Origin of the sequence: Ornithinimicrobium sp. F0845, assembly GCF_023015765.1 — a bacterium.
Lineage (GTDB): Bacteria > Actinomycetota > Actinomycetes > Actinomycetales > Dermatophilaceae > Ornithinicoccus.
Map to the genome: position 1 here is coordinate 130,980 of NZ_JALKAL010000007.1, position 25,614 is coordinate 156,593.

The 25,614-nt window shown below is 69.3% G+C and carries 23 protein-coding genes, 1 tRNA gene and 1 pseudogene; 7 read left to right on the forward strand and 18 right to left on the reverse strand.

The features are described 5' to 3' along the window. Positions 1–87: 87 nt before the first annotated feature. Positions 88–2,673 (reverse strand): FtsX-like permease family protein, encoded by a 2,586-nt coding sequence (locus MWU75_RS11785; RefSeq protein ID WP_247090866.1) that lies wholly within the window; start codon positions 2,671–2,673, stop codon positions 88–90. Then, on the reverse strand, positions 2,670–3,422 hold the full coding sequence (locus MWU75_RS11790) for an ABC transporter ATP-binding protein (protein WP_247090868.1): 753 nt from the start codon (positions 3,420–3,422) through the stop codon (positions 2,670–2,672). The genes MWU75_RS11785 and MWU75_RS11790 overlap by 4 nt, the downstream gene beginning before the upstream one ends. Positions 3,423–3,637: 215 nt before the next feature. On the opposite strand from MWU75_RS11790, the gene MWU75_RS11795 reads away from it, so the two are divergent. Next, positions 3,638–3,985 (forward strand): HNH endonuclease, encoded by a 348-nt coding sequence (locus tag MWU75_RS11795; protein ID WP_247090870.1) that lies wholly within the window; start codon positions 3,638–3,640, stop codon positions 3,983–3,985. Between the two features lie 26 nt (positions 3,986–4,011). On the opposite strand, the gene MWU75_RS11800 is transcribed toward MWU75_RS11795, so the two are convergent. From MWU75_RS11800 to MWU75_RS11810, 3 genes are all read right to left on the reverse strand, one after another. Further along, positions 4,012–4,776, reverse strand: coding sequence for an alpha/beta hydrolase (locus tag MWU75_RS11800; protein WP_247090872.1), 765 nt, complete (start codon positions 4,774–4,776; stop codon positions 4,012–4,014). Positions 4,777–4,845: 69 nt separating this feature from the next. Further along, positions 4,846–5,124 (reverse strand): hypothetical protein, encoded by a 279-nt coding sequence (locus MWU75_RS11805; RefSeq protein WP_247090874.1) that lies wholly within the window; start codon positions 5,122–5,124, stop codon positions 4,846–4,848. Between the two features lie 20 nt (positions 5,125–5,144). Beyond that, on the reverse strand, positions 5,145–5,372 hold the full coding sequence (locus tag MWU75_RS11810; RefSeq protein ID WP_247090876.1) for an antitoxin: 228 nt from the start codon (positions 5,370–5,372) through the stop codon (positions 5,145–5,147). A gap of 66 nt (positions 5,373–5,438) precedes the next feature. Here MWU75_RS11810 and MWU75_RS11815 point away from each other — a divergent pair, with 66 nt between their 5' ends. Beyond that, entirely contained in the window at positions 5,439–5,681 is a 243-nt protein-coding gene (locus tag MWU75_RS11815) for a hypothetical protein (RefSeq protein ID WP_247090878.1), read from the forward strand. A 94-nt stretch (positions 5,682–5,775) separates the two neighbouring features. On the opposite strand, the gene MWU75_RS11820 is transcribed toward MWU75_RS11815, so the two are convergent. Both MWU75_RS11820 and MWU75_RS11825 read right to left on the reverse strand, forming a co-directional pair. Then, on the reverse strand, positions 5,776–6,453 hold the full coding sequence (locus MWU75_RS11820; protein ID WP_247091218.1) for a response regulator transcription factor: 678 nt from the start codon (positions 6,451–6,453) through the stop codon (positions 5,776–5,778). 7 nt (positions 6,454–6,460) lie between these two features. Further along, entirely contained in the window at positions 6,461–7,729 is a 1,269-nt protein-coding gene (locus MWU75_RS11825; RefSeq protein WP_247090880.1) for a histidine kinase, read from the reverse strand. Between the two features lie 266 nt (positions 7,730–7,995). On the opposite strand from MWU75_RS11825, the gene MWU75_RS11830 reads away from it, so the two are divergent. Further along, positions 7,996–9,183: a winged helix DNA-binding domain-containing protein gene (locus MWU75_RS11830; RefSeq protein WP_247090882.1), complete on the forward strand. Its 1,188-nt coding sequence runs from the start codon at positions 7,996–7,998 to the stop codon at positions 9,181–9,183. Positions 9,184–9,358: 175 nt separating this feature from the next. Here MWU75_RS11830 and MWU75_RS11835 read toward each other — a convergent pair whose 3' ends face one another. Beyond that, on the reverse strand, positions 9,359–9,889 hold the full coding sequence (locus MWU75_RS11835; RefSeq protein ID WP_247090885.1) for a hypothetical protein: 531 nt from the start codon (positions 9,887–9,889) through the stop codon (positions 9,359–9,361). A gap of 286 nt (positions 9,890–10,175) precedes the next feature. On the opposite strand from MWU75_RS11835, the gene MWU75_RS11840 reads away from it, so the two are divergent. Further along, positions 10,176–11,342, forward strand: coding sequence for a glycerate kinase (locus tag MWU75_RS11840; RefSeq protein ID WP_247090887.1), 1,167 nt, complete (start codon positions 10,176–10,178; stop codon positions 11,340–11,342). A 22-nt stretch (positions 11,343–11,364) separates the two neighbouring features. On the opposite strand, the gene hutI is transcribed toward MWU75_RS11840, so the two are convergent. The 3 genes from hutI to MWU75_RS11855 all read right to left on the reverse strand — a co-directional run bounded on the left by hutI (position 11,365) and on the right by MWU75_RS11855 (position 13,976). Beyond that, positions 11,365–12,552: an imidazolonepropionase gene (gene hutI / locus MWU75_RS11845; protein WP_247090889.1), complete on the reverse strand. Its 1,188-nt coding sequence runs from the start codon at positions 12,550–12,552 to the stop codon at positions 11,365–11,367. Between the two features lie 255 nt (positions 12,553–12,807). Then, positions 12,808–12,954: a hypothetical protein gene (locus MWU75_RS11850; RefSeq protein WP_247090891.1), complete on the reverse strand. Its 147-nt coding sequence runs from the start codon at positions 12,952–12,954 to the stop codon at positions 12,808–12,810. 71 nt (positions 12,955–13,025) lie between these two features. Beyond that, positions 13,026–13,976, reverse strand: coding sequence for a competence protein CoiA family protein (locus MWU75_RS11855; protein WP_247090893.1), 951 nt, complete (start codon positions 13,974–13,976; stop codon positions 13,026–13,028). 953 nt (positions 13,977–14,929) lie between these two features. Between MWU75_RS11855 and MWU75_RS11860 the strand changes: the two genes are divergently transcribed. Together MWU75_RS11860 and MWU75_RS11865 are read left to right on the forward strand one after the other, a co-directional pair. Continuing rightward, entirely contained in the window at positions 14,930–15,070 is a 141-nt protein-coding gene (locus tag MWU75_RS11860; protein ID WP_247090896.1) for a hypothetical protein, read from the forward strand. Positions 15,071–15,421: 351 nt separating this feature from the next. After that, positions 15,422–16,003 (forward strand): annotated as a pseudogene (locus MWU75_RS11865) (IS30 family transposase); the annotation flags it as partial. A 390-nt stretch (positions 16,004–16,393) separates the two neighbouring features. On the opposite strand, the gene MWU75_RS11870 reads toward MWU75_RS11865, so the two are convergent. Both MWU75_RS11870 and MWU75_RS11875 read right to left on the reverse strand, forming a co-directional pair. Next, on the reverse strand, positions 16,394–18,190 hold the full coding sequence (locus MWU75_RS11870; protein WP_247090898.1) for a hypothetical protein: 1,797 nt from the start codon (positions 18,188–18,190) through the stop codon (positions 16,394–16,396). Between the two features lie 47 nt (positions 18,191–18,237). Continuing rightward, positions 18,238–18,837: a hypothetical protein gene (locus tag MWU75_RS11875; RefSeq protein ID WP_247090900.1), complete on the reverse strand. Its 600-nt coding sequence runs from the start codon at positions 18,835–18,837 to the stop codon at positions 18,238–18,240. A gap of 344 nt (positions 18,838–19,181) precedes the next feature. Between MWU75_RS11875 and MWU75_RS11880 the strand changes: the two genes are divergently transcribed. Next, positions 19,182–20,492, forward strand: coding sequence for an IS110 family transposase (locus MWU75_RS11880; RefSeq protein WP_247090902.1), 1,311 nt, complete (start codon positions 19,182–19,184; stop codon positions 20,490–20,492). A 154-nt stretch (positions 20,493–20,646) separates the two neighbouring features. Here MWU75_RS11880 and MWU75_RS11885 read toward each other — a convergent pair whose 3' ends face one another. The 5 genes from MWU75_RS11885 to MWU75_RS11905 all read right to left on the reverse strand — a co-directional run bounded on the left by MWU75_RS11885 (position 20,647) and on the right by MWU75_RS11905 (position 25,383). After that, positions 20,647–21,705, reverse strand: coding sequence for a site-specific integrase (locus tag MWU75_RS11885; protein ID WP_247090903.1), 1,059 nt, complete (start codon positions 21,703–21,705; stop codon positions 20,647–20,649). A 209-nt stretch (positions 21,706–21,914) separates the two neighbouring features. Continuing rightward, a tRNA-Thr gene (locus MWU75_RS11890) sits at positions 21,915–21,980 on the reverse strand. Positions 21,981–22,055: 75 nt separating this feature from the next. After that, on the reverse strand, positions 22,056–23,429 hold the full coding sequence (locus MWU75_RS11895; RefSeq protein WP_247090905.1) for a formimidoylglutamate deiminase: 1,374 nt from the start codon (positions 23,427–23,429) through the stop codon (positions 22,056–22,058). A 53-nt stretch (positions 23,430–23,482) separates the two neighbouring features. Next, positions 23,483–24,139: an AAA family ATPase gene (locus MWU75_RS11900; protein WP_281497150.1), complete on the reverse strand. Its 657-nt coding sequence runs from the start codon at positions 24,137–24,139 to the stop codon at positions 23,483–23,485. Next, entirely contained in the window at positions 24,136–25,383 is a 1,248-nt protein-coding gene (locus MWU75_RS11905) for an allantoate amidohydrolase (RefSeq protein ID WP_247090909.1), read from the reverse strand. Before MWU75_RS11905 ends, MWU75_RS11900 begins: the two co-directional genes overlap by 4 nt. Positions 25,384–25,614 lie beyond the last annotated feature (231 nt).

Sequence of the window (25,614 nt, forward strand, 5' to 3'; positions counted from 1 at the left end):
GCCGAGCCCGGGCTCTGCCGCACGTGGGCCGTCGCCGTGGCTAGCCGGTGCTAGTCCGTGGCTGGGCGGGTGCGCTCGCGGCTGGCCTCACACCGCGGCCAGCCCAGCCGCGGGCGCCGTCCGGGCCGCCCGCCGAGCCGGCAGCACCGAGGCGAGCAGTCCCGCCGCGACCGCGACCGTGAGGATGACGACCAGTTCGGTCAGCGGGAACGCCAGGACCGTGCCCGTCCCGTCCGGTATGAGCGTCCGAACCCCGAACCAGGCGTAGGTGACGCCCAGCCCGATACCGAGCAGGGCGCTGACCACAGCGAGCAACACTCCTTCGACGGTCAGCATGCCGCGCAGCTGCGAGCGGGTCAGGCCGAGCGCACGGAGCAGCGCGTTCTCCCGGGTGCGCTCCAGCACCGACAGCGCCAGCGTGTTGGCGATCCCGACGACGGCGATCAGCACGGCCACCGCGAGCAGTCCGGTGGTCACCAGCACCAGGATGTCCAGCGCGTTGGAGAGCTCCTGGCGGGCCGCGGCGCCGCCATCGACCCACGCACCGTTGTCCACCGCCTGCCGGATGTCGGCGACCACGCCCCCGATGTCGGCGTCGTCGGTGAGCCGGATCAGCATGCCGGCCTCCACCGCCTGGGCATCCAGGGCCGCCAGGTCATCGACCGGCAGGACGATCTCGCCCAGCCCGAGCGTCACGATGGTGGCCTCCCGGCTCCCGTCCGGCCCGTTCACCGTGACCGTGTCACCCTCCTGCAGGGGACTGCCCTCCAGGTAGTCCTCCGGCAGACCGATCGTGCCCGGAGACAACGCCTGCACCGCCGTGGCGTCCCGCAGGGCCGGCGCGACGGCCACCGGATCGAGCCCGTAGGCCGGGCCTTCGATCTGCCAGCTGCCGTCCGGAGCCTCCAGCTCCAGCCAGCCCGCACGGAAGGGCACCGACACGGCCACACCGTCCAGCGCGGCCACCGTGGCGGTCAGGGAACGATCGAGCGGTTGCGCGACCATCCGTTCACCAGACGCGTCGAAGGGGTTGCCGCTCGGTTCGTCGGAGGATGTGCCGCTCAGTTCGTCGGCGGAGTTGCCACTCGGTTCGTCGGAGGACGTGCCGGTCGGTTCGTCGGACGGGTTGCCGGTCAGCTCGAAGGAGGGAAAGACCATCACGTCGGCGGGATACTGCCGGTCGATCTCGTCCTCGGCCGTGCGCTCCGCGGAGGCGGCCCCGACCGAGGTCATCGTGATCAGGGTGACACCGATCAGCAGCGCGGCGCTGGTTGCGGCCGCGCGGGCCGGGTTGGCGACAGAGTTGCCCACCGCCAGTCGGGACGGGGTCCCCCGCAGCACCGAGCCGAGGGCGCGGATCCCGGCCGGGACGAAGAACACGGCGGCCACCAGCACCCCGACGAAGCTGAGCAGGCCCGCGGCCACGCCGATCACCACGTCGTGCGAGGTGGCGGCCAGCACGAGCCCGGCGCCGCCGGCCCCCAGCAGCAGCACCGACAGGACGATCCGCACCAGGCCCGGGCGAGACGCCACGGCCGGTGCGCTCGCCGGCTGCAGCGCAGCCATCGGAGCGATGCGGGTCGCGCGGCGGGTGGGCCACCACGCGGCCGTCAGGGTGACGGCGACCCCGACAGCCCACGGCACGAGCAGGGAGACCGCTTCGAGTCCCGGGCGGAGGGTGATCGGCGTGCCCAGGTTCACCTCGCCCAGCAGCGAGGCCGTCGTCCAGGTGAGGCCGACGGCGAACAGCACGCCAGCCGTGGCCGCTGCGACACCCAGCAGCCCGGCCTCGGTCAGCACCGTGCGCCGCACCTGGGACCGGGTGGCCCCGACGCACCGCAACAGCGCCAGCTCCCGGGTGCGTTGGGCCAGCACGATCGCGAAGGTGTTGGCGATCACCAGTGCGCTGGTGGCCACCGCGACGGCACCGAAGCCGAGCAGCACGGGCCCCAGGACATCCAGACCGCCCGTGGCCTGACTCACCAGCAGGTCAGCCGCCTCCGTGCCGGTCAGCACCTCGACGCCCGGTACGATCGACTCGATCGTGGCACGCGCCGTGGCCTCGTCCGCCCCGGCGACATCGAGGGTGACCAAGGTCAGCGTCAGGTCCGGCTCCCACGTCCGCAACTGGCTCTCGTCGACGACCAGCACGTCCTGCCAGGTGAACCGGGGGGAGTTGCCGACGTCGAGGATGCCCACGACGGAGAGCGGCTCGACCGCCGCCGAGTCCCCCTCCACGAGGTAACGCTCGAACGCCACCTCGTCCCCCACGTCCAGGCCGCTCTCCGGAGGCACGGCCACCTGCCCCGGGTGCTCGGGCAGCACGCCCTCGACAAGCTCGACCCCGGGGCCGCGCGGTGCGGTGGTGGCCATCGCAGGCTCCCCGTCGGTCGTGCCGAGCACCTCCGCACCCACCTGTTCCACGACCAACCCGTCGGCACCACGCAGCTCGTCGAGCTCGGCGAAGCCGACCGAGCCCTCGGTGGGCAACAGGACCAGGTCGCGGTGGACCACGTCCCCGGCGACGGCCTCCCCGACACCACGCTCCATGGCGTCCAGCGCCAGCATCGTGGTGGCCACGAACGCCACGCTGAGCATGATTGCCAGTGCGGTCGCGCCGAGCCGTCGGGCGTGCCCCCGCAACCCGGCGAGCGCCAGTCCCCCGGTCCTCATGCCAGCGCCCCCAGCACCGTCTCGACGGTGGGGTCGAGGATCTCCCCGGACACCTGGCCGTCGGCCAGCAGGATGACCCGGTCGGCGTAGCCCGCCGCGACCGGGTCGTGGGTGACCATGACGACCGACTGGCCCCACTCGTCGACACTGCGCCGCAGGAGGGTCAGCACCTCCGCACCGGTGGTCGAGTCGAGGGCGCCGGTCGGCTCGTCGGCGAAGATCACGTCCGGCCGGGTCACCAGCGCCCGGGCCAGCGCCACGCGCTGCTGCTGACCGCCGGACAGCTCACCGGGTCGGTGGCTGAGCCGGTCCTCCAGGCCGAGCCCGGTCACCACCTGCCGCAGCCACGCCGGGTCCCCCTGCGACCCGGCGAGCTGCAGCGGCAGGCGGATGTTCTGCTCCGCCGTCAGGGTGGGCAGGAGGTTGAACGCCTGGAAGACGAAACCCACCCGCGAGCGGCGCAACCGGGTCAGGGCGGTGTCCGTCAGCCGGGTCAGCTCGGCGTCGCCGAGGAACACCCGTCCGCTCGTCGGGGTGTCCAGCCCGGCCAGCAGGTGCATCAGCGTGGACTTGCCCGAGCCGCTGGGCCCCATGATCGCGGTGAACCGGCCGGCCTCGATGCCCACGGACACCCCGTCGAGGGCACGCACCGCCGTCTCCCCGTGGCCGTAGGTCTTGGTGAGGTCGATGGCGCTCGCGGCCAGCGTGGTCCCCGGGTTCTGCGCCCGCTGAGTCGTCGTCTGAGTCATGACCGGAACGCTACGGACCGAGGGTGACCCGGCGCATCGGACCGCGGGCTGGACCGCAGGTCAGGTGCGGTGCGTCGGCAGGTGCACCCCCGTCATACTGCAGTATGACGACGGCTGGCCCCGCCGTCACAGTCCTGGGCGGACGGTCTTGCGACGGTGGTCACCGGGTTCGTCTACGGCGCGGAGTCCCAACTGGCTGGGAGTAGCCTTCGACCGTGGCATCGCGTGGCCGGTCGGCGATCTATGCACGCCGTCGCAAACGGCGGATGGCGAAGGTCGTGCAGGACCTGACGGACGGGCAGTGGGCGGCGCTCCTGGCCGCCTGGGACGGCTGCGCCTACTGCGGCGTGAGCGACGCCCGACTGCAGAAGGACTGCATGCTGCCAATCTCCCGGGGAGGGCGCTACACGGTCACCAACGTCGTGCCGGCGTGCGGTGGGTGCAACGCCAGCAAGTGCAACACTGAGGTCACCGTGTGGATGCGACGGAAAGGGCTGGATGAGCGCACCTTCCTGACGCGCCAGGTCCAGATCGCGGAAGCAGTCACCACTCCGGGGCACTGACGATGACCCCGGGCGTCACACGAGCCTCAGCCGTGTAGTTGCACTGCCCACTGCTGCACCAGACCGGCTGCCGCCTCGGGGCGGTCGAGATGGGCATTGTGGCCGGCGCCGTGCAGGGCTGTGTATGTGGCGTTCGGGTAGCTCCGGGCAGCGAGACGGAACTGGTCTTCATAGCCAACGATGTGGTCCTGGCGCCCAGTCAGGATCAGTGTGTGTCCGGAGAAGGGCGCTACGTCGTTGACCTCGTCGGAGTCGTCGTTCAGGAAGTACCGCTGTGCCAGGCGCGCCATCGCATCGGTGTCGGCGGCCCGGATGCCCGGCAGTGCGAACCGCCGGAACAACTCCCAGCTCTCGCGTGTCTGCATGGCTGCCATCGCGGTGAAGTCGGCGTGGTCCTCAGCGGATAGGGACGCCAGCAGCTCATCGTCGCTCCCGATCACCCTGAAGGCCGGCAGGGTCCGAAGCGACACATCAGGGTTGACGACTGGCGCGATCAAGGCGACCCCGATCAACTGATCCGGGAACGCGGTCTGCACGGCTCTGGCGAGAAGCCCACCGAGCGAGTTCGCGAGAAGAGCGAACCGTCGGTCCGCGACGAGGCTGCGGACCTGACCGATGAGCCACTCAGCCAACTCGGGTAGCCCGGCGACTCCGGCCAACCGCGGCGTCCGTCCGAATCCAGCAAGGTCGAGGTAGGTGCGTTCCAGCCCGCCAGCGGCGTCTAGCGCAGGGTCCAGGGCGAGCAGGAGTCGATGATCAACCCCGTTGCCGTGCACCGCAATCAGCGGCACCCCGGAACCCCGCCTCACGACGTGCGCCTGAGGCAGAGTGGCCGGACCAGGAGCAGGCATGGGCAGACCCTACTGTGAGCGCAGAACGTCTACCGCTGATGGTCCATGCGGCAGATCATGTTGCCCGTGAACGTGAACCACGACGTTGTGCCCGCCGCTGTCGAGCTTGGCGTCACAAGTGTGCAGCGGACTTTCGAGCGCTTCGGCCAGGGCGAGGTAGGCGGCGGCGTAGCTCCTGTACTGGTGATGCAGATCCCAGATACGTCCGGCCAGGGGCGCCGCCTCGTCGCCGGACAGTGCGTCCAGTTGCCCCTCCTCCACGTCCCGACCGACCAGCGCCTCGACCATCGCCGAGGCGTCGACGACGATTATCGGCGGGACTGCGCAAGGGCATCGAGGATGTCAGCGCTCGTGGGCCCTTCGCTGCGATCCAGCCGTCGGAGACGTTCCACGATCTCAGTGTTGGTGGGTCGCGACGCGCTGCGCCCGAGTTCAGCCGCGACATAGGCAGAGAGTGACTTGCCCTCTGCCGCTGCACGCTTCTTGAGGGTGGCCATCACCTCGACGGGAACGTCGCGCACGTAGAGTGTGGTCATCGATTTGACGCTGGCAGTTTGCAAGCGAGCGGGCCGAGATAGAGCTCCTGAAGTGAGGTGATCTGCATGGCAACAGCGAACATCAACGACATCGAGAAAGTGCTGGACAACCTTGACCCGGCAACGGTCCAAGCTCGCGACGCCGTTCACTTCCGCCGGATCATCGCGGCAAAGGAAGGAGTGGCTCAGGCCGAGCGCGAACTGCACGATGCCGTTCGTGCAGCACGCGAAGCCGGTGACTCCTGGTTGAGTATCGGTCTAGCGCTCGGCGTCACGAAGCAGGCCGCACAGAAGCGCTTCGGCCGCTAATCGTGTGCCACGTCGCGGCACGCCGCGTGTGAACGATTCGTCGGTTGCTGCTCGCCGACGTGGCCGCGCCCTCGTGCCCTGACCGACCTGCAGCTCAGGACACCAGGCCGGTCTCGTAGGCCGTGATGACCATGTGCACCCGGTCGCGGAGCCCCAGCTTGTGCAGGATCCGGCCGATGTGGGTCTTGACGGTGGCCTCGGCCAGGAACAGCTCGGCTGCGATCTCACTGTTGGACAGACCCCGGGCGACGGCGAGGAGGACCTCGCGCTCCCGGTCGGTGAGGGGCTCGAGGCGCGCCGCCGCGTCCGCGGCATCAGGCTCGTCCGCGCCACCGGGAAGGTGCTCGGCGAACTGGTCCAGCATCCGCCTCGTGGTGCTCGGCGCCACGACCGCGTCCCCGTCGTGCACCGCGCGGATCGCGGCGAGCAGCTCGGCCGGCCCGGCGTCCTTGAGCAGGAAGCCGGCGGCACCGGCCTTGAGCGCGGAGAAGGCGTACTCATCGAGGTCGAAGGTGGTCAGCACGAGCACCTTCGGCCGGTCGCCCACCGCGGACAGCCGCCGGGTGGCCTCGACGCCGTCCATGCGCGGCATCCGGATGTCCATCAGCACCACGTCAGGACGCGTCGCGGGCACGGCGGCGAGCGCCGCCGCACCGTCACCGGCCTCGCCCACGACCGTCATGTCGTCCTGAGCGTCCAACACCATCCGAAAGCCCGCCCGCACCAGCTCCTGGTCGTCAGCCAGGAACACCCGGATCGGCGCCTCGTCCATCGACTGCTCAGTCACTCCTGGCTCCTTCCGGGGCACTCTCGGTCACAGGCACCGGGTCCGCGTCGACGACCGGCACCGAGGCGCTGACCTCGAAGCCACCTCCAGCTCGTGGGCCCGCGTGCAGTGTGCCACCGAGGAACTCCACCCGCTCCCGCATCCCGATGATGCCGTTGCCCTGACCGTCGGGCACCGCGGCGCCCCGCCCGTCGTCGGTGACCCGCACGAGCAGCACCGCGGGGGTGCGCAGCACGTCGACCGTGACGCTGGCGTCCGGTCCGGCGTGCTTGAGCACGTTGGTCAGCGACTCCTGCACGACGCGGTAGGCCGCCAGGTCCACCTCCCGCGGCAACCGGTCGACCGCACCGCGCACCGCGAGCGCCACCGGCACCCCGGAGTCGCGCACGCGCTGCACCAGCCCCTCGAGGTTGTTCAGGCCCTGGGTGGGCTCGAACTCGGCGGCACTGCCACGGTCCCGCAGCACGCCCACCAGCCGGCGGGTGTCGGTCAGCGCCTCCCGGGCCGTGGTCGCCAGGGTCTCCAGGGTCTGCGCCGCCCGCTCCAGGGCGACCACGTCGCCGCCGGTGCCGCGGTCGAGGGCGGTGCGCGCGGCATACGCCCCGCCGTCGGCCTGGACGACCACCACCGAGAGGGAGTGGGCCACGATGTCGTGCATCTCCCGCGCGATCGTCGCGCGCTCGCCCTGGGCGGCGAGGGCGGCCCGCTGCGCCTGGTCCCGGGCCAGCGCCTCGTTCTGCTCACGGAGCCGCGCCACGACCGCCCGGCGCCGACGCACCACATCCCCGAGCACCCAGGCCACCGCGACCGACATCCACATGAACAGCAGCGTCGGCAGGAGCGTGACCAGCACGGACACCCCGTCGGGCTGGTACCTCATCTCGCGGACAAGCATCCAGTCGCCCACTCCCAGCACGGACCCGCAGAGCCCCGCAACGCCCACCGCCAGGGACTGCCAGCGCTCCTGCCCGTAGGCGGCGGTGGCGTAGACGATCGCCAGGGCCGAGACGTTGGAGATGAGCGGCAGATCGAGGGTGATCACCTGCAGCAGGCAGGCGGCGGCGATGACCATCGCGGCCGCGAACGGCTCGGTGCGCCGCCACGCGAGCGGCAGCACCTGCGCGGTGACCAGGAAGAGGGTCCAACCGTCGGCCGAGCCCCCCAGGACCAGAAAGGCGAGCCACGCCATCCCGGCCAGCACCGCATCCACCACGAACGGGGATCGGCTGGTCCAGTCCAGGGCACGCCGGATCAGTCGCATCCCCCGAGAGTATGGCGAAGGGCCGGGTCAGCGCGTCAGCCACCGGTCGCAGGTCGGTCCAGCGATGCTACGACCAGGGTCGTAGTCAGGCGGAGGAGTTCGCGAGCTGCAGCGACCCGAGGCGCCGCGGTCGTCACCATCGAAGGCGTAGACAAGGACCTTCGTGTCCAGGACTGTCTTCAACCGCGTTCATGGATCTCGTCGCGCGTCCACGCGCGACCCCCTGTGGCCTGCCCGTGGTCAGTCGCGCCAGGCAGACTGTGGCCATGGGCGAGCGACTGGTCACCGATGCCGAGCGACGCGCACGTCTCGGGCGTCGGCACGCTCTTGCTCCGCGGCACCGAGTTGCCACACCCGAGGACGCCACGAGGACCATGACGGTGCTGCACGCCACGGAGGCCCCGACGGTCTACCTGTCGGTGGCGGCGCGCAGCGATGCGACGGTCGGGGCCGTGGATCGGGCGCTGTATGACGATCGCTCGCTGGTCCGCCAGCTCGCCATGCGCAGGACACTCTTCGTCTTCCCCAGGGACCTGCTGCCGGCGGTCTGGGGTTCGGCCGCCGCCCGGGTGGCTGACATCGAGCGTCGCAAGATCGCGCGCAACGTCGAGGACGACGGTCGGACCGAGGACGGTCTCGTCTGGTTGGACGCGCGGGCCACGGAGATCGAGTCCCTGCTGCACGAGCGGGGCACCCTGTCTGCCAGGCAGATCCGGGAGGCGCTGCCGGAGCTGGACGGCAAGGTCGCGACGTCGACGACCAGTCCCTGGGGCGGCCCGACGCCGGTCGCACCGCGGGTGCTCACCATGCTCGGTGCCTCCGCGCTGCTCGTGCGCGGCCGCAACGCGGGGCACTGGCGGGTCAACCGGCCGACCTGGACCGTCATGGACGACTGGCTGGGTGCGGTGCCCGAGGCCCTGCCCGCCCGCGAGGGGTATGCAGAACTGGTCCGTCGGTGGCTGCGGACGTTCGGCCCGGGCACCGAGACGGATCTCGTGTGGTGGCTGGGGTCCACCAAGACGGCCGTCCGGCACGCGCTGGCGGACGTGGGTGCGGTGGAGGTGGACCTGGAGGACGGCTCCCCGGGCTGGCTGCTCCCCGACGACCTGGACGCCGAGCCGGCGCTCGACCCGTGGGCAGCCCTGCTGCCGACTCTGGACCCGACGACCATGGGGTGGAAGCAGCGGGACTTCTACCTAGACCCGGACCACACGCCATACCTCTTCGACAGCAACGGCAACGCCGGCACCACGGTGTGGTGGGAGGGCCGGATCGTCGGCTGCTGGGTGCAGGACCCGGACGGCGTCGTGGTCCCGGTGCTGCGCGAGGACGTCGGGGCCGACGGCGACGCCGCGATCGCGACCGAGGCGGACCGGCTCACCCGGTGGCTCGACGGCCAGGTGGTCAGCAGCGTCTATGCCTCGGCGCAGATGAAGCAGGCACGCCTGCCCTAGCGATGGGCAGACTGTGTCCGCGCACGAAATCGCGCATCGAGCCTGGCAGCGCGTTGACGCAGACGACGACCCGAGGCATCAGGTCAGCCCCAATCTGTGCGCCTCTGCTCCCAGATCATCCGCCACCACGACCGCACGATCCGCTGTTGAGCAGCTGGTTCCCCATCATCAGCGGTCACCACTCGTGATCCGGATGGGGTCCCGGGCTGAAGGGGTCCGACTCGGGGCCGTACCACTCGCTCGTGTCCACGCGGTAGTAGCCCGTATCCCGGAAGTTGGCAAGCCACCGCCGCGCGTCCCTGGCCAGGTTGCTTTCGAGCCGGTCGCCCAGATCCCGCCGCTCAATCTCCCTCGCCAGGTCGTCCCGCAGATCGACGGTGCCCGTGGCCTCACCCAGCCGGATCACCAGGCCCGCGATCGCCAGGAGCTCCTCGTCCTCGAGACCGGGTATGCCGCGGCGCACCTCAGGCGCAGGAAGGTGGTTGACGACGGGACGCGGAGGAGGCGTGGCTGCCAGGTGGTGCTCCCAGTCGTAGTCATCGTCCTCTGTCAGCACCCGGTGGAGGTGCGCGGTGATGCGATCCTCCGGGACACCGCGCTGGTCCAGGGGCAGGAGCCGTTTGGCCCGCAGCAGCACGGCTCGCTCCTTGCGCTCCAGCGCCTCGGCGAGCTCGGTGATCGAGGCACCCTCGCGACACCGGCCCACGAGAAGCTCGTAGTCCTCCGTGGTCCACGGCTCGCCACTGCGGCTCGGCGTCGGCGCTGCCGGACGATGCCGGCGGTTCGGTCCCGGAAATTGATGAAGACTCACCCCGCGACTGTGCCGCAGACGCCCGGACCTGCGCAGGAGTTGTCCACGGACCCCGGCCGCCGGCTCGGGTGCCCGCGGTCAACGGGAGTGAGGGGTCGACCGCGAGCGAGGGGCCGACGTGGCCCACGTGAGTGAGAGGACGACGCGAGTGAAAGGCCGACGCGGGTGAGAGTCTGGGGTCATGTCGCGTGCTCCGGTCGTGGTGCTGGCCCCCGACTCGTTCAAGGGATCGCTCACAGCGGCCCAGGTGCGCGGGGCCCTGGCCGAGGGGCTCCTAGCCGCCGCGCCCGATGTGCACGTGGTGGAGATGGCGGTCGCCGACGGGGGTGAGGGCACCGTGACCGCGGTCGTGGAGCACGGCTGGCAGCCGATCAGCGCGACGGTCTCCGGCCCATGGGGCGACCCGGTCCCAGCGACCTGGGCCCGACAACCCGACACCTCCACGGCGCTGGTCGAGCTGGCCGAGGCCTCGGGCATCGCGCTGGCCCCCGCGCTCGTGCCGTCCCGCCCCGCCGACGGGCCGACGAGAGCCCTGACCGCCTCGACCCGCGGGACCGGCGAACTGGTCATCTCAGCCCTCGACCACGGGTGCCGGCGCATCGTCCTCGGACTCGGCGGCAGCGCCACCAACGACGGCGGCGCGGGGATGCTGGCTGCCCTGGGGGTCCGGCTGCTCGGGCCCGACGGTCAGCCGGTCCCCGACGGCGTCGAGGGACTGGAGTCCCTCGCGGAGGTCGACCTGTCGGGACTGGACGCGCGACTGACGGAGACCGAGGTGGTGCTGGCCAACGACGTCGACAACCCGCTGCTCGGCGAGCTTGGTGCAGCGGTGGTCTTCGCGCCGCAGAAGGGGGCGGACGAGCAGACCGTCGCGCGCATCGACGCGGCGCTGGCCCGCTGGGCCCACCTCCTGGACGCGGCACTGGGCACGAGCCCCAACTCGCGCGTCACCACCCCCGGCGCGGGTGCCGCGGGTGGGACGGGGTATGCCGTGCTCGCCGCCCTGGGCGCGGGGCAGGTCCCGGGCGTGGAGCTCCTGCTGGACCTCGTCGGGATGGACACCGCGCTCGCGGGCGCAGACCTCGTCGTCACCGGGGAGGGGCGGCTGGACGAGCAGACGCTGTCCGGCAAGGCGCCCATGGGGGTGCTCGCCCGGGCGAGGGCACACGGCATACGGACTGTCGCGGTGGCGGGCCACTGCGCCCTGTCACCTGCGGTCGCCCGGGAGGTCGGCTTCACCGCGGTCCACGCGCTGACCGACATCGAGCCGGACGTCGAGCGGTGCCTCGCCGAGCCGGGGCCGCTGCTGGGGCGGATCGGGGCGACGCTGGCCGACCACCTGCCGTGATGGCAGGCCTTCGTGGGGTGCCTCAGACCTGCAGCGTCTTCACGATCGGGACGCCGATGCGGTAGGGGATGTGCAGGTAGCTCGGAGCGCTCACCACGGCCAGGTCGGCCCGGGTGCCGACCCGGACCACGCCGATGTCCTCGCGACGGAGTGACTGTGCCGCCACGACCGTGGCGGCGCGCACCGCCTCGGCCGGGGTCATCCCCATCTCCCGGACCGCGAGCGCGATCATCAGCGGCATCGAGGAGGAGTTGCAGGTGCCCGGGTTGCAGTCGGTGGCCAGCGCCACGGTGACCCCGGCGTCGATCAGCGCCCGCGCGTCCGGATAGGGCGACCGCGTCGAGAACTCCACGCCGGGCAGCAGCGTCGCCACGGTGTCCGACCCGGACAGCGCCTCCACGTCGGCGTCGGACAGGAAGGTGCAGTGGTCGACGCTGGCGGCCCCGAGCTCCACGGCCAGCTGCACGCCCGGGCCGTGACCGAGCTGGTTGCCGTGGACCCGCAGACCCAGCCCGGCGTCCTGACCGGCCTCGAGGATCGCGCGAGCCTCCTCGCCCGTGAACGCGTGCGGGGAGTTCGGCTCGCAGAAGACGTCGACCCATCGCGCGTACGGCGCTGCGGCGTCCATCATCTCGCCTGCCACCAGGTCGACGTAACCGGCGCGGTCGTGCCGCCACTCCGGCGGGACCACGTGCCCACCCAGGAAGGTGGTCTCTTCGGTGACCTCGTGCGCCAGCCGCAGGTGGCGCACCTCCTCCTCGACCTCCAGGCCGTAGCCGCTCTTGATCTCGACCGTCGTGGTGCCCTGGGAGCGCATCTCGTCGATCCGTGCCGTCAGCAGCGACCGCAGCTCACCGTCGGAGGCATCGCGCGTCGCCTCGACCGTGGTGGCGATGCCTCCCCCGTCGTAGCCCTCGCCCGTCATGCGCGCGGCGAACTCGGCGGACCGGTCGCCGGCATAGACCAGGTGGGAGTGGCTGTCGACGAAGCCCGGCAGGAGGGTCTGCCCGCCCAGGTCGAAGGACCAGTCGGCCTCGGGAGCGCTGACCGCGGGGCCGATCCACCGGATGGTCGTGGGCGAGTCCTCGAACTCCGCCCCCACGACGACCGCGGCATCACGCAGTATGCCGAGGCGCTGGCTCTGGTCAGCGCCCTCCAGGGTCTCGTCGCAGGTGACCAGTTCGCTGATGCCGGTGATGAGTATCGCCATGGCCGTTAGTTAAGCACCCTGCCGCCATGGCATTGCCAGTCCTGAAGCTCGAGTCGTCGCTCGCCGAGAAGAGCTCCATACTCACGACCTGGCCCCAGCACTCACGATCAGGGGCGGGTAGTCGTCGATGGTCGCGAAGACGCGCCTCAGGTGGTCAAGGCCGGTTGACGTAGCGACGAGTGTGATCAGAGCGCTCGCCGACGGCGTGGAGTGTCCCCGCGATGAGTAAGTCCCGATCTCGCGCCATGAGTGCCGTCACGGGGCGTCGAAGAAGATGCGCCCGTCGTTCAGGTCGATAACAACCGGGCCGGTGCACAGTGTGGTGTCTATCTGCACGGTCCAGTGCGTCCCATCCTCCGATCGCCAGACTGACACCTGCGGTGCGCCGCTGACCTCGCTCATGAGATGTAGTTGGCGGAATGCCCTGACAGACACTGGTCCGGCTGGTCCACAGTTGCACTTCTACGCGCCGCTCATGCTCGCGTCCATCCTGACACTCCCTTGATCTCTAACAGGGTCACCATGCCTGCCTGTTGCAGAGCGTTGACTATGCGAGCAGGGTTCGACACGCCGGTGACGGCGAACATGTTCACTGGCCCCGCGCCATAGATCTGTTCGCACAGGTACGCGATGAACCGTGCCGCCTCGTGGTCTGTCTCGGCCACCGTCTCAAGAAAGCTCCACCCCCGCCTGGGGACAAACAGCTCAGATTCGGGGTGGAAGGCGCGCCAGGCGGTCAAGGAAGCTCTGAACGGGTCTATAGATCCCGGCGCCTCGCGCGTCTGGTACGGAACCTCGGACCAAGCATGACGGCCACGGTGCTCCTCGCGATCGCGGGCCCTCCGTTGAGTGCGCTCCCGGTCGGCGGCCTCCTGCTCCGCCGCTTCACGCTGACCCATGATCGCCGCGTGCTCGTCCATGGCCTCCCTGAGCCCCGGCACCAAAATGCCGGCGCCGGTCATAGGGCAGTCATCGAGGAGAGACCACGCTTCAGTTGAGTGACTTCTCACGCCCAAGGCGACATCCTGGTCGATCAGGAGGGCCCAGCCGCGCACTGCTTGTTCTCGGCCTGCTCCCGTTCCAGCGTGGGGCCCGTAGAGCCACGTGACTTGGTCGACTGACTGTCTGTACAAGGCATCACGATCCGTCCATGATGCGTCGGTCAGGGAGCTGAGTTGCACCTCGATGGTGTGCGAGAGCCCGTCCACAAAGACCTGCAAATCCGCACGTCCACCCCGGTCGAAGGTGTGTTCGATGCGCGCGGTGAGGCCTTGATTCTTCAGCCAGGCAACCAAAGCGTTCTGGTAGTGAAGGTGCTCGTAGGAGCGCCCTGCGTACTCGGGGCGTTGTCGGTGCCTGCAGGAGACGTCGCTCTGGGCGTGCGCGAAGTAGGGACGGCGAACTTCGCCTGCCTTCAGCAGCAATGGGCCCCCGCAACCCCCCGAATGGGTCGAACATCAGAACACGTTTCGGTGCTTCTGGCGCAGGGCTCGCGCGGCAGTCGCATCTGCGGTGACTCTCACGACTTCGGTGCCCCCGGGGCTATCGCAGACCGCGACGCATAGTCGAGGCCGTTGCTGTGCCTCGGGGGTCGCGTGGACCGCTAGCACATGTTGCAAGCTGCGTGTAGAAATTGCGCCGTGGACAGCGGGAAGCTCCATGGCCGGACCAGAGTGACGACACCGACAATGGCGATGCTTGCCTCCTCCGACCCGCATCGTCGGTGTCCCCCGCTCGTCCGCCAGCGCAATCAAGCATGGGAGTTGGCGCATGCCAGAGGCACTGACCGACGTTTCACGGTTTCGGGACCTGTGGACAAGTCCTGTGACTGTCGGCCCTTGGAGGGCACTGCGGGGCCTCTGAGGTATCCAGCGCGGCCGACCTGCCCGCCGCATCGGCGCTGCGGATCAGCCACTTCCCGCACCCGCACACCTGACGCTACCCCCCGCTCATCCCGCGCCACCAGACACGGCCGGGCCCGGCAGGGGCCAGCGAGCGTCGCCGTGTCGGAGCCGTCAAGGTAGTGTCGACAACCGACACCCCGACGGACCCAGGAGCCCATCTGGTTGCCCGAAGCCTACCCGCACCGATCGAGAGGCCGGGCGCTCGACCGGTGAAGTCGGCTTCCACACCGGAAAACCCCCGCTCGCCAACAAACATCCTCAAGGAGTCTCGCAGCCCTCTCAGGCCCCCAAGAGGATGCCGGACCGAGCCCCGAGGCAGTCAGGCGAGCGCGCAGGCCCCGTAACGCGACGTCATGGGCAGGCTGATCTGCAACACGCTGTGATCGATCCCGAATCACTCTATTGATGCCCTCGCCGCCACCCGAATTCGCGTTCGGGCAAAAGGCTGCCCAGTAGGGCGTCGCTGATAGGAGGTGCGGACGCTGACGTACGACTTCAAGCGCGAGGTGCTCGGCGGCGACTACGACGCAGCCCACCCTGTACGGAACTGGCTGCTGTACAAGCTGTCCGGCCGGGACTGCGACAGGATTGCCCTGGCCGCCCAACTGGCCTAGGTGCAGGCCACCGGGTTCCTCGCCTCGGCTGACTCGATGCACTCCTTCTGGACGACGTACAAAACTGCACTCAAACTCTGGTACGGCGAGACCTTGGGTTCAAGGAGTGGTTGCAACACCTCTGAGTTAGGGAGTGTTGTGATGGCACGGTTGAATCGTCCGAATCTGCCTACCGATCGGGCGAGGCGTCCGCGGTTGCCCACGGAGGTGGAGTACCGGTTCTGGGACTGGATCCGTCAGGGGTTCAGTGTCGGGGAAGCGGCGGCGCTGGTGTCGGTGAGTCAGCAGAGCGGGCACCGGTGGATGCGGGAACGTGGTGGTGTGCGACCACGTCAGCCGGTTAAGCCTCAGCGGTGTTTGTCCTTCGCCGAGCGAGAGGAGATCGCGCTGCTGCATGCTCAGGGGCACTCGGCGCGCGAGATCGGTCGCCGGCTGGGCCGTGACGGCAGCACGATCAGTCGGGAGCTGGCCCGGGCCAAGCAACGGCTCGGGCCGGGGACCCGGCGGGTGGCCCGGTACAAGGCCACGGTCGGGCAGGCCGATGCCGACGCCAAGAAGCGCCGGCCGAAGGCTGCGAAACTGGCGACGAACCTGCGGTTGCGGCGCGAGGTCAAAGCCAGGCTGGGACGGAACCACAGCCCCGAACAGATCGCCGCCCGGCTGAAGGTCGACTTCCCCGACGATCCGGAGATGTGGGTGTCTCACGAAGCGATCTACCAGGCGCTGTATGTGCAGGGCCGCGGCGCGCTCAACCGCGAGCTGACCAGGCATCTTCGTACCGGGCGGGCCATGCGTAAACCACGCCGCAAGACCGACCAGCGCTCCGGGCGCATCCCGGGGATGGTCAATATCGCCGACCGTCCCAAGTCGGTTGAGGACCGTGCCGTCCCCGGGGACTGGGAGGGCGACCTCATCCAGGGCTCGACCACCAGTACCCCTAACCAGACACGCCCGAGGGTGGGGCCAAATCAAACCAGCACAGTGGGGCCAAGTGGACTTGTCATTCTCACTTCAGAAACACCGACAACCAACAACGCCGGATACGGTGGTCCTGCACCCGCCAACACCGGCGGGCCACAGCCAAGGCGCCAAAGGTGCCCGCTCAACTCTGATGAGCCGGATTGCCACGCGGGGATGTGTCAATCGCGGCGATAGGACCCACCTCGACGCGCGTTCACGCACCAGTGGGCCTGGCGCGAGGCTCTGACAGGACGTGCAGGTGGAACTACGGGGAGTCGGTGCGGCAGTCCATGCAAGTTTCGCGCGCCACAGACAAGGGCCGTTCGCGAGGATCTTTGCGTGTCGGATGGGCACAGAGGGCACTTAGGTTGCGCTCTTGGTGGCAGCCTCAAGGGGAATCTTCAACGTGGCAGCCAAACCTTTGAACGATAGGGACGCGGCCGGCGGCAAGGCACCCACGTGCCTCTCTCGATGCTTCCAGGAGTCCTTGAGCGCAGTGCGAAGGACCGTGAAGCACTCTGATATTGGGACCGGTGGAACCGACCACTTATCAGCAAATTTTCTTTGACGTCCAAAGAAGGCGGCTGCCTTCGCCGATAGGTCCATCTGCCGACTCATCGTCTCAATTGCCCGGACAGCCAATTCGTACAACTCGACCTTCGATGGTTCCGTCAGAGTGAGTAGGTTCCCACCTATATTGGCCAAGGCTAACTCGGCGTGCTGAGATGAGGGTGCGGGAGTGTTCGTAAGATCGCTCAGGGAGATCGCCGATAGCCAGATTGCCACGTGTCGATTCCCCAAGGTTCCCTCAGAAGACGCCCATTCGTAGTAGAACGCCCTGAAATGATGCGGCTTGCCTTCGTAAGTGGCCAGATTCAGGCACGCTCGTTCGCAGATGAAGGAAGCTTCTTGGGCCCGCTCGTCTATGCGCAAGACGTGAGCCAGATTGTGCACGTAAGCCAAAATGTGGGGATCTTCTTCGACGGCCGCCCGAGCGGTAGCGATGGCAATGCTTGAATTCGTTGTTTCAAATCGTCTACACAGATATGTGAACCGTTCGTAGCCGGCAATGAACTCGCGACGGCCGACCTGAATCGCACTGCGAGTGATGGATCCGTATACCTCGGGAAGGTCCGCACCAAACTCCTCCGCAATGTCCACGACTGCTTGGGCGATGAGTGCGTGACGCGTCCACACCAGATCTTGCTTAGATGCAATGACGGCCTCGTCACTCAGGGGCATGATCACCGAGGATCGCACCTCCCCACCAGATACACCTAGCACGTTCGCTAGGATGTTCGGAGTCAACTCGACCTCGGCAAAGTGCGCAGCTGAAATGTGGAGCAGGGCCGTCGCCAGACTACCTTTGCCCACTCTCCTGCCCGCTAGAGAGCGCAGGAGCGTGCGCATTCGGTCCATTAGAAGTTCCCCGAAGCGAACGTGAAGCATGCCTCCGAAGAAGGCGCCCTCATCGGTCGTGGCCTGTTCTCGAGTGGCCTCGAGGAGCTTGGCAACGCGCTCACCTTGCACAACATTTGCAAGTGTCCCAAGTCCCACATCGCCCTGAGATGCCCACGCGTTGACGATAAGCTTTGCGTCCTCCTCGTCCAATCCTCTCAGCACCACCTGGCGAAATCCAACAACAGTCCGCCAAGGAAAGGTGGCCCCTCCAACAGCGGCCCAGTCCACAGTGCGGCTGGCCACCACAAAAGAGATATCCGGCCTCTTGTCGGTTGTCAGGAACTTGTATATCGTGGGGGCAATCTCATCACCGTCATCGGAAAAGACGAAGTAGTGGGAGCCAATCGGCAGTCCTTGCAGTTGCTCTGCTTCCAAAGAAGCGCCTGTGGGACGCCAGAGGACGGTACCCGCCCCGGTTAAGGCGAGATTACGGGCAAGTTGCATAAGGGCTGTTGACTTTCCTTCGCCACTCGGCCCCAAAAGCACGACCAAGCGGCCAACACGCTGCGATGGAGAGAGCTGCTCCAAATGAGCCTGGAGTTCGGCCACCACCCCGCGCTGCGGAGCAACTTCGGCCACGATGTCAGTCCAGTCCGGAGGGCGCCCATCGAAGTAAGACAGCGCGCTCGCGCTATCGGATTCCAACGACTTCGCGCGGTCAAGAAAATGCGAATCAACTGTTTCCCAATTGGCAGCCATCTAGCCGCTTCCCTCCGCTAGGGGCGTGGCAACACGCAAGGTCACCATCACGCGCTCCGGGCACTTATGTAACGCACGTCTGTCAACCCGAAGTGCGCGATGGGTTCAACGTCGAATGACTCTATCCGTCCATCGGAGCGACGAACCCAATACCTTCCGGACTGGTCTGTGAACGCGAGCTCAAGCGCAAGGCGTACATCCGAGCGCGCGGACGACAGCGGCATCAACCCCACTCTCCATCGGCCGGGCGGGAGGACGTCGACGGCCTGGATACCCGCTGCCGCATTGCTCGCGGCGAGCTCTTCGCTCGTCCTTTGTCCACTCACATCCGGGGCTACCAGGAAGACGAGGACTTGATACACCACCGAGGTGGATGCGTTATTGAGCGCCGCGGCGCGGAGGCCAGGGGCGAAGTCTTGCACCTCAAGCCACGCCGTAACCTGCTCAGCCTGCGCTCGCAGACGCTCTTCGATCCGTTGCTTCTGAGAGGCCAGTCGGAGGCGTCTTTCTCGGTAGATGAGCGCGAGTGTCACTATGAGAGTGATCACGACTCCGACCGATCCGACCCACGTGGCCCAATCGCCCTGCGGCATACAGAGTTGCCCGAGGAAGCAGGTATCGGGGTCAGGCGATGGGGCGTCGGTCATGAGTCCAGCATGACTTATCGATCCCGTGGATATGACGAGGCCGAGCGAGACGGCGCGGCCCAGCCCTGGGGGAACCATGCGGTCACCGGTCAAGTCCCACAGTGGGCTACTAGAGACTGGACGCAGGGTCGGTGTCTGGCCAGACTCGATCCAGGTGCCCGGCGGGACGCTCTCTTTTGGGCTGCCCACCCCCGGTGAAGAGCAGGGGGTGTGGCTCACTTTCGGTCTGCAGCCCGTCGGGCGCTGCTGACGAGGCGTGGCTCAAGAAGGGACTGCCCTGCTCGTAGTAGCACTGCCCACCTCGCCGTCCACATCGGTACGAGCGGCAGGTTGGGAGAAGAGTCATGGGACAGGTCATCATCGGGGTCGATCCCCACAAGCTGTCGGCAACCATCGAGGTCGTCGACCAGCAGGAGAAAAGGGTCGGCGCGGGCCGGTTCAGCACCGACCAGGCCGGGTACGCGGCGATGCGCAAGTACGCCAAGTCGTGGCCCGATCGCGTGTGGGCCGTGGAGGGCGCCAATGGTGCTGGGCGTCCGCTCGCGCAGCGGTTGCTCGAGGCCGGTGAGCACGTCGTCGACGTCCCGGCCAAGCTCGCCGCTCGGGTCCGGTTGTTCGACACCGGGCACAACCGCAAGACCGATGCGCTGGACGCGCACTCGATCGCGATCGTCGCCGTCCGCACCGAAGGGCTGCGGGTGCTGAAGGTTGACGGCGAACTCGAGGCGCTGCGGATGTTGGCCGACCGACGCGAAGCGCTCACCCGGCGACGCGTCCAGAGCGTCAACCGGTTGCAGGCGCTGTTGGCCGAGCTGCTGCCGGGACAGGGCAAGAAGGACATCACCACAGGTCAGACGAAGGCCCTGCTCGCCTCGGTGCGTCCGCGTGACATCGCCGGCAGGACCCGTCGGCGGATCGCGGCCGAGGAGCTGGCGGAGCTGGTCGCGGTGGAGGCCAAGATCAAGAAGGCCACCGCCGAGCTCAAAGCGCCGGTGTTGGAGCGGGGGTCGACCTTAATGGACCTTCACGGTGTCGGGCCCGTTGTCGCCGCGCGGATCCTGGCCGATGTCGGTGACATCGCCCGGTTCGCCGACCGGAACAGGTTCGCGTCCTGGACCGGCACCGCCCCTTTGGACGCCTCGTCAGGAGAGCAGAACCGGCACCGGCTCTCCCGGGCGGGGAACCGGCGGATGAACCACATGATCCACATCGCCGCGGTGACCCAGTTGCGGTTGCCCACCGAAGGCCGGGCCTACTACCGGCGCAAGCGATCCGAGCACAAGAAGCCGATGGAAGCACTGCGCTGCCTCAAGCGCCGCATCTCGGACGCGATCTACCGGCAGCTGGTGGCCGACGCACAACGCGCCGCCGCAGCCAGGTCCGAGGCGGGTCCGGGAGGGCACTGCGGGGCGTCACTTGAATCCAGCGCGGTCGACCTGCCCCCGCACATCGACACTTCGGATCAGCCACTTCCCGGACCCGCACCCACGACGCTACCCCTGACCACGCCCACTGCGAAGCCCCTCCCGGGACCGGCTCCCCAGCCACCGCAACGACGCGCCAGAGCCGTCAAGGTGCAGCGCCCCACCGGACGAACGACCTTGACGGCGACAAGCGCCGGCGCACACTCGAAAGAGCCGATCCCGACCCCTTGACAACAGAAGGGAGCCGAAGTGACGCACCGGCGAGGGCTGCATTGCCAAGCCCCGCCGCTTCGCCGTGTCCGATCGCCCGGACGGTGTGGGTGACGACCTGTGGGCGGCAGAGCGTGATGTGACGCCCTCCCAAGTCGGTGACTTTGAATCCCACTCACTCCTGGGGAGGGCGGGCGAGATCGGAGAGCTTGGCGGCGATCTCGGCGTCACGGCCCTGAGCGGCGTGCTGGTAGCGCAGCGCGGCGGCGACGGTCGAGTGGCCGAGACGTGCCTGCAGCTCGGCCAGCGTGGCGCCGGTCATGGCGGCCATGGTGGCTCCGGTGTGCCGCAGGTCGTGGATCCGAAGGTCCTCACGGCCGGCCGCGGCTCGGGCTTTTCGCCAGGCCGTGTGCAGCACCGTGGGTTGGAGATGACGCTGATGGTCGCGCATCGAGGGGAAGAGCAGTGCATTCGCTTCCTGCCCCACGTGGATCTCCAGGTGCTGCTCCAGGGCGGGGACGATGTGCGGCGGCACGCTCACCTCACGGGTGCCGGCGGCCGACTTGGGTGTTCCGATGATCGGCTTGCCGCGGACCCATGACACCGCCCGTGTCACTTTGACGACGCCGTGGTTCAGGTCGAGGTCGCGCCGGCGCAGCTCGAGCACCTCCCCCACCCGCAGCGCGCACCAGGCGCACAGGAGGACGAGGGCACCGAGCTGGTCGGGCATCTCCTTCACGAGCACGTCCAGCTCGGCGAGCGTGGCCGGACGGATCTCCTTCTTGGTCGGCGGGTTGGAGGCAGCTCGGACGCGGCCCGGGTTGCTGGCGAGGAGCTCGTCGGTGACCGCGGTGGTCAAGATGGCCCGCAGCAGCGCGTAGGCGCGGGCGTTGACCGTGGGGTGGTCCGGCGACAGGCCGGCCCACCACCGGCGCACGAGGGCCGGCGTGAGGTCGGAGACGAGCAGGTCGCCGAACTCCGGCTCGAGGTAGCGCCGCAGCAGGTGCTCGTAGCCCTCACGTGTCCGCGGCTTGAGGGACCGGTCGGTGAGCCATTGGCGGGCGAACTCGTCGAACGTCGGTGGTGCCAGCCGCTCTGCGAGCTCCACCCGCCGCTTCGGCGCGACCCAGCCGTCGCTGTTCACCAAGGCACACTCCTTGGCCAGCCAGGCCTCGGCATCAACCTTCGCGAGGAAGGTGTGCGGAGCAGTGTGGCGCGCGAGGTCAGGCCCCACGTAGGTGGCCTGCCAACGCTTGGAAGGCAGCCGCCTCAGCGTTCCGAAGCCTCGTCTCGATGCCATCACGTCCCCATTTCGTGCATCATCCGTGCACTAAGGGTGGCACTTCGTGCCCACTTCTGACAACACGTGACCACGCCAGCTCAGGACACACCTGCCGCGTTTCCCCAGGTCAGAGGGGTGAAACCGCTGGTCACGAGGAGAGCTGGCGAAGGGACTCGAACCCTCAACCACCTGTTTACAAGGCAGGTGCGCCCGCGCCCCAGGGCGCATCTGCACGCAACCGCCCGGGTGCACCATGCCGGGCGGTTGGAGGGATCGCCTGAGCCAATGGCCGTGGCAAGGCCTCAGTGGGCCCCCTCCCAGAGGGGCTCGATGGCCTCCGCGAGCTGGGCCCCCAACCGCCGCCCGTCCTCGAGGCGGTGCCGCCCGTCCGTCACCACGACCTGACCGTCGACGATGACGGTGTCGACGTCGGCGGCGGTGGCCGACAGCAGGACCTGCGCGGGGTCGGAGCCCGCCGTGCGCGGGCTGTCCAGCCGCACCGCGACAAGGTCGGCCCGGGCCCCCACCTCGAGTCGGCCGGCGTCAGGCCAACCGATCGTGTCGTGCGCGGTGGCCGCCGCGAGCAGCTCCCCGGGCGAGAACCGCCCGCGCTGCAGGCTGTCCAGCCGCTCGTGCATCTCCAGCGCCCGCGCCTCCTCGATGAGGTCGATGACCGCGTGCTGGTCGGAGCCGAGCGAGAGCCGCACCCCGGCGTCGGCGAGCGCGCGGGCCGGCCCGATGCCGTCGGCCAGGTCCCGCTCGGTGGTCAGGCAGAAGCACGCGGTGGCGTGCGCGCTGCCCAGCAGGCCGATATCCGTCTCGGTCAGGTGCGTGGCGTGAACGGCGGTCAGGTTGGGTGCGAGGACGCCCTCCTCCGCCAGCAGCTGGGTCGGCGTCAGGCCGTGGGCCGCGAGAGTGGCCTCGTTCTCCGCCGGCTGCTCCGAGAGGTGGATGTGTAGGGGATCCGTGCCGTCGGCGACCCCGCAGTCGGGCACCAGTGCCAGCTGGTCGCGCGGGACCGCGCGCACCGAGTGGATCGCGCCGCCCAGCCGCAGGTGCGCCGGCCCACCGGAAGTGTGGTCGGACAGCCCGGACACCCGCTCCGCCCACCGCTGCACGTCGCCGTCACCGAAGCGCAGCTGCGGGCCCTCGAGGGGCACGTGCCCGTCGGCGGTCAGCCCGCCGGAGAGATAGAGCGTGTCGAGCAGGGTCAGCCGGACGCCCGCCTCGGCCGCCGCCTGAATCAGCGCCTGGCCCATCGCGTTGGGGTCGTCGTAGGGCGTGCCCTCCAGCTGGTGGTGCAGGTAGTGGAACTCGCCCACCGCCGTCACCCCGGCCAGCGCCATCTCGGCATAGGTCGCGCGGGCGAGCCCGAGATAGCTGGCGGGGTCGAGCCGGGAGGCCACGGCATACATCCCCTCGCGCCACGTCCAGAAGGTCCCGCCGCCGTGGTGGGTGCGGCCGCGCAGCGCCCGGTGGAAGGCGTGGCTGTGGCAGTTGGCCAGGCCGGGCAGCACCACGCCCGGCAGCCGCTCGGCGCCGTCGGCCGCCGCCTGCTGGGCCGGCACCCCGGACGTCACCGCGACGAACCGCCCACCGTCCACGACGAACACGACGTCGCGGGCCAGACCAGTGGGCAGGTGCGCCCACTCCGCGTGCCACTTCCGCTCACCCATTCTTGGGGAGGTTTTGTCCGCCCCCCACGCATTTTCGGGGAGGTTTTGCCCGCTCATCGCGCACGCTCCCGGCCGGCAACGGACCCGCCGACCTCCGGGGCCCGTCCCGGGGCGACGCCGATGACCTCGAGGAGCTCCGCCACGGCGTCCTCGGGCGAACCCGTCGTCACGATCTCGTGGTCCGCGGCGCGTCGCAGCAGCGGCTCCACCTCGGCCTGGTCCGCCAGCACCTTGACCTCCTCCTCCGGGGTCTTGCCGAAGGGGTTGGTCAGCCGGTCGCGCAGCCGCTGCCGCACCACGTCCGGCGGGGCGCTGAGCAGCACGATCTGGTCGAAGTCGTCGTGGAAACGCCCCTGGTTGCTCGCGCACCCCGCGACGAACAGCACGTCCTCCGGACTGTCGAGCACCTCGCGCACCCGGTCCTCCAGCCAGAGCACCTCGCCCGGCAGCCCGACGCTCTCGGTGGTGCAGCCGTCGTCGAGGTCGACGGCGGCTAACCCGCGCTCGCGCAGCAGACCGACGATCGTCGACTTGCCGACCGCAGACATCCCGGTGAGCAGTATGCGGGTGCGCCCGGTCCGCGCACCCGTGGCGGCGGGTGCGGGGCCGGCTGAGGGGGTGGCCGATGGGCCCGCTATTGGGCCGGCCGATGGGGTGGCCGTGGGGGTGGCGGTGGCCGAGGCTGAGGACGCGGCCGAGGGAGTGGTCATGAGGTCACCAGGTCCGTCACGCACGTGGTCAGCGCGACGACGCCGGCGTGGCAGTCGTCGCGCTCGGCGTGCTCCTCCGGGCTGTGCGACACACCGGTCGGGTTGCGCACGAAGAGCATGGCCGAGGGCACCCCCGCCGCGGCCAGGATGCCCGCGTCGTGCCCGGCGCCGGTCCCGAGCACCGGCACGCTCAGGGCGTCGTCGCGGCCCAGCACTCCCCGCAGCCGGTCGCTGAGCGGCTGGTCGAAGCGGGTGGTGCCCGTCCAGGACTCCTCGGTGACGGTGGCCCCGAAGTCGGCGGCGCGGGCCCGCAGCTCCTCGACGGTGGCGCGCACCTCGCCCTCGTCCGGTCCGCGGCTGTCGAGCCAGCCCGTCACGTGGCTCGGGATCGCGTTGACGCCACCTGGGGTGACGGCGACCTTCCCGACCGTGGCCACGCACCCGCGCAGCTGCGCGGTCCTGCGGGCACCGAGCACCAGGTCGGCATAGCCGAGCATCGCGTCGCGCCGGTCCTCGAGCCGGGTCGTGCCGGCGTGGTTGGCCTCCCCCGGGAAGTCGAAGCGCCACCGGCCGTGCGGCCAGATGTCGCTGGCCACCGCGACCGGGACCCCCAGGTCGACCAGGCCCCGCCCCTGCTCCACGTGCAGCTCGACGAAGGCACCCACCCGGCCCAGCGTCTCCTCGTCCCGGCCCAGCGCCTGCGGGTCACGGCCGGCGGAGACGAGAGCCTCCGACATACTGACGCCGTCGGCATCGGTGAGCCCCAGCGCCCGCTCCGCGGTCATCGCCCCGGTGATCACCCGCGACCCGGCGCAGGCGACGCCGAACCTCGCCCCCTCCTCGTCGACGAAGTTGACCACTGCCAGGGGCCGGTCGGGCCGCACCCCGGCCGTGCGCAACCCGTCCACGGTGGCGAGGGCGGAGACGACACCCAGCGGTCCGTCATACGCCCCGCCGTCCGGGACCGAGTCCAGGTGGGAGCCGATCGCGACGCCGGGGTTGCCCGCGGCCACCGCGTCGTCGACGCTGCCCGGACCCTCCCACCACCAGGCCCACTGGTTGCCCATGCGGTCCTCGACCAGGTCCAGGCCGCGGCGTGCGCACTCGGCGGCGAACCACTCGCGCAGGGCGTGGTCCTCGAGGGTCCAGGCGAACCGTCGGTAGCCGCCCGAGGAGACGCGGCCGACCGGCTCGAGGTCGGACCACATGCTGTCGAAGGAGGCGGTGACGTCCGGCGAGGTCATCCTTCGACTCTAGAGGGGCGGGCGGCCGTGCGGCGGTGCGGACGATCGCAGTGGTGTCCCACGGACGGGACACCTGTCGTGGCCGGACCATCTGCGGGTGACCTTCGCCGTGGCAGCCGCGACAGCGCCTCTCCGGCTCTTCTCTCCGAGAAGTCGCATCAAGAAGAAATAGAGGACAGAGCCTGTCCGCTACCCTCTCTACCGTGGGAGATGACCGCACCACCAACGGAA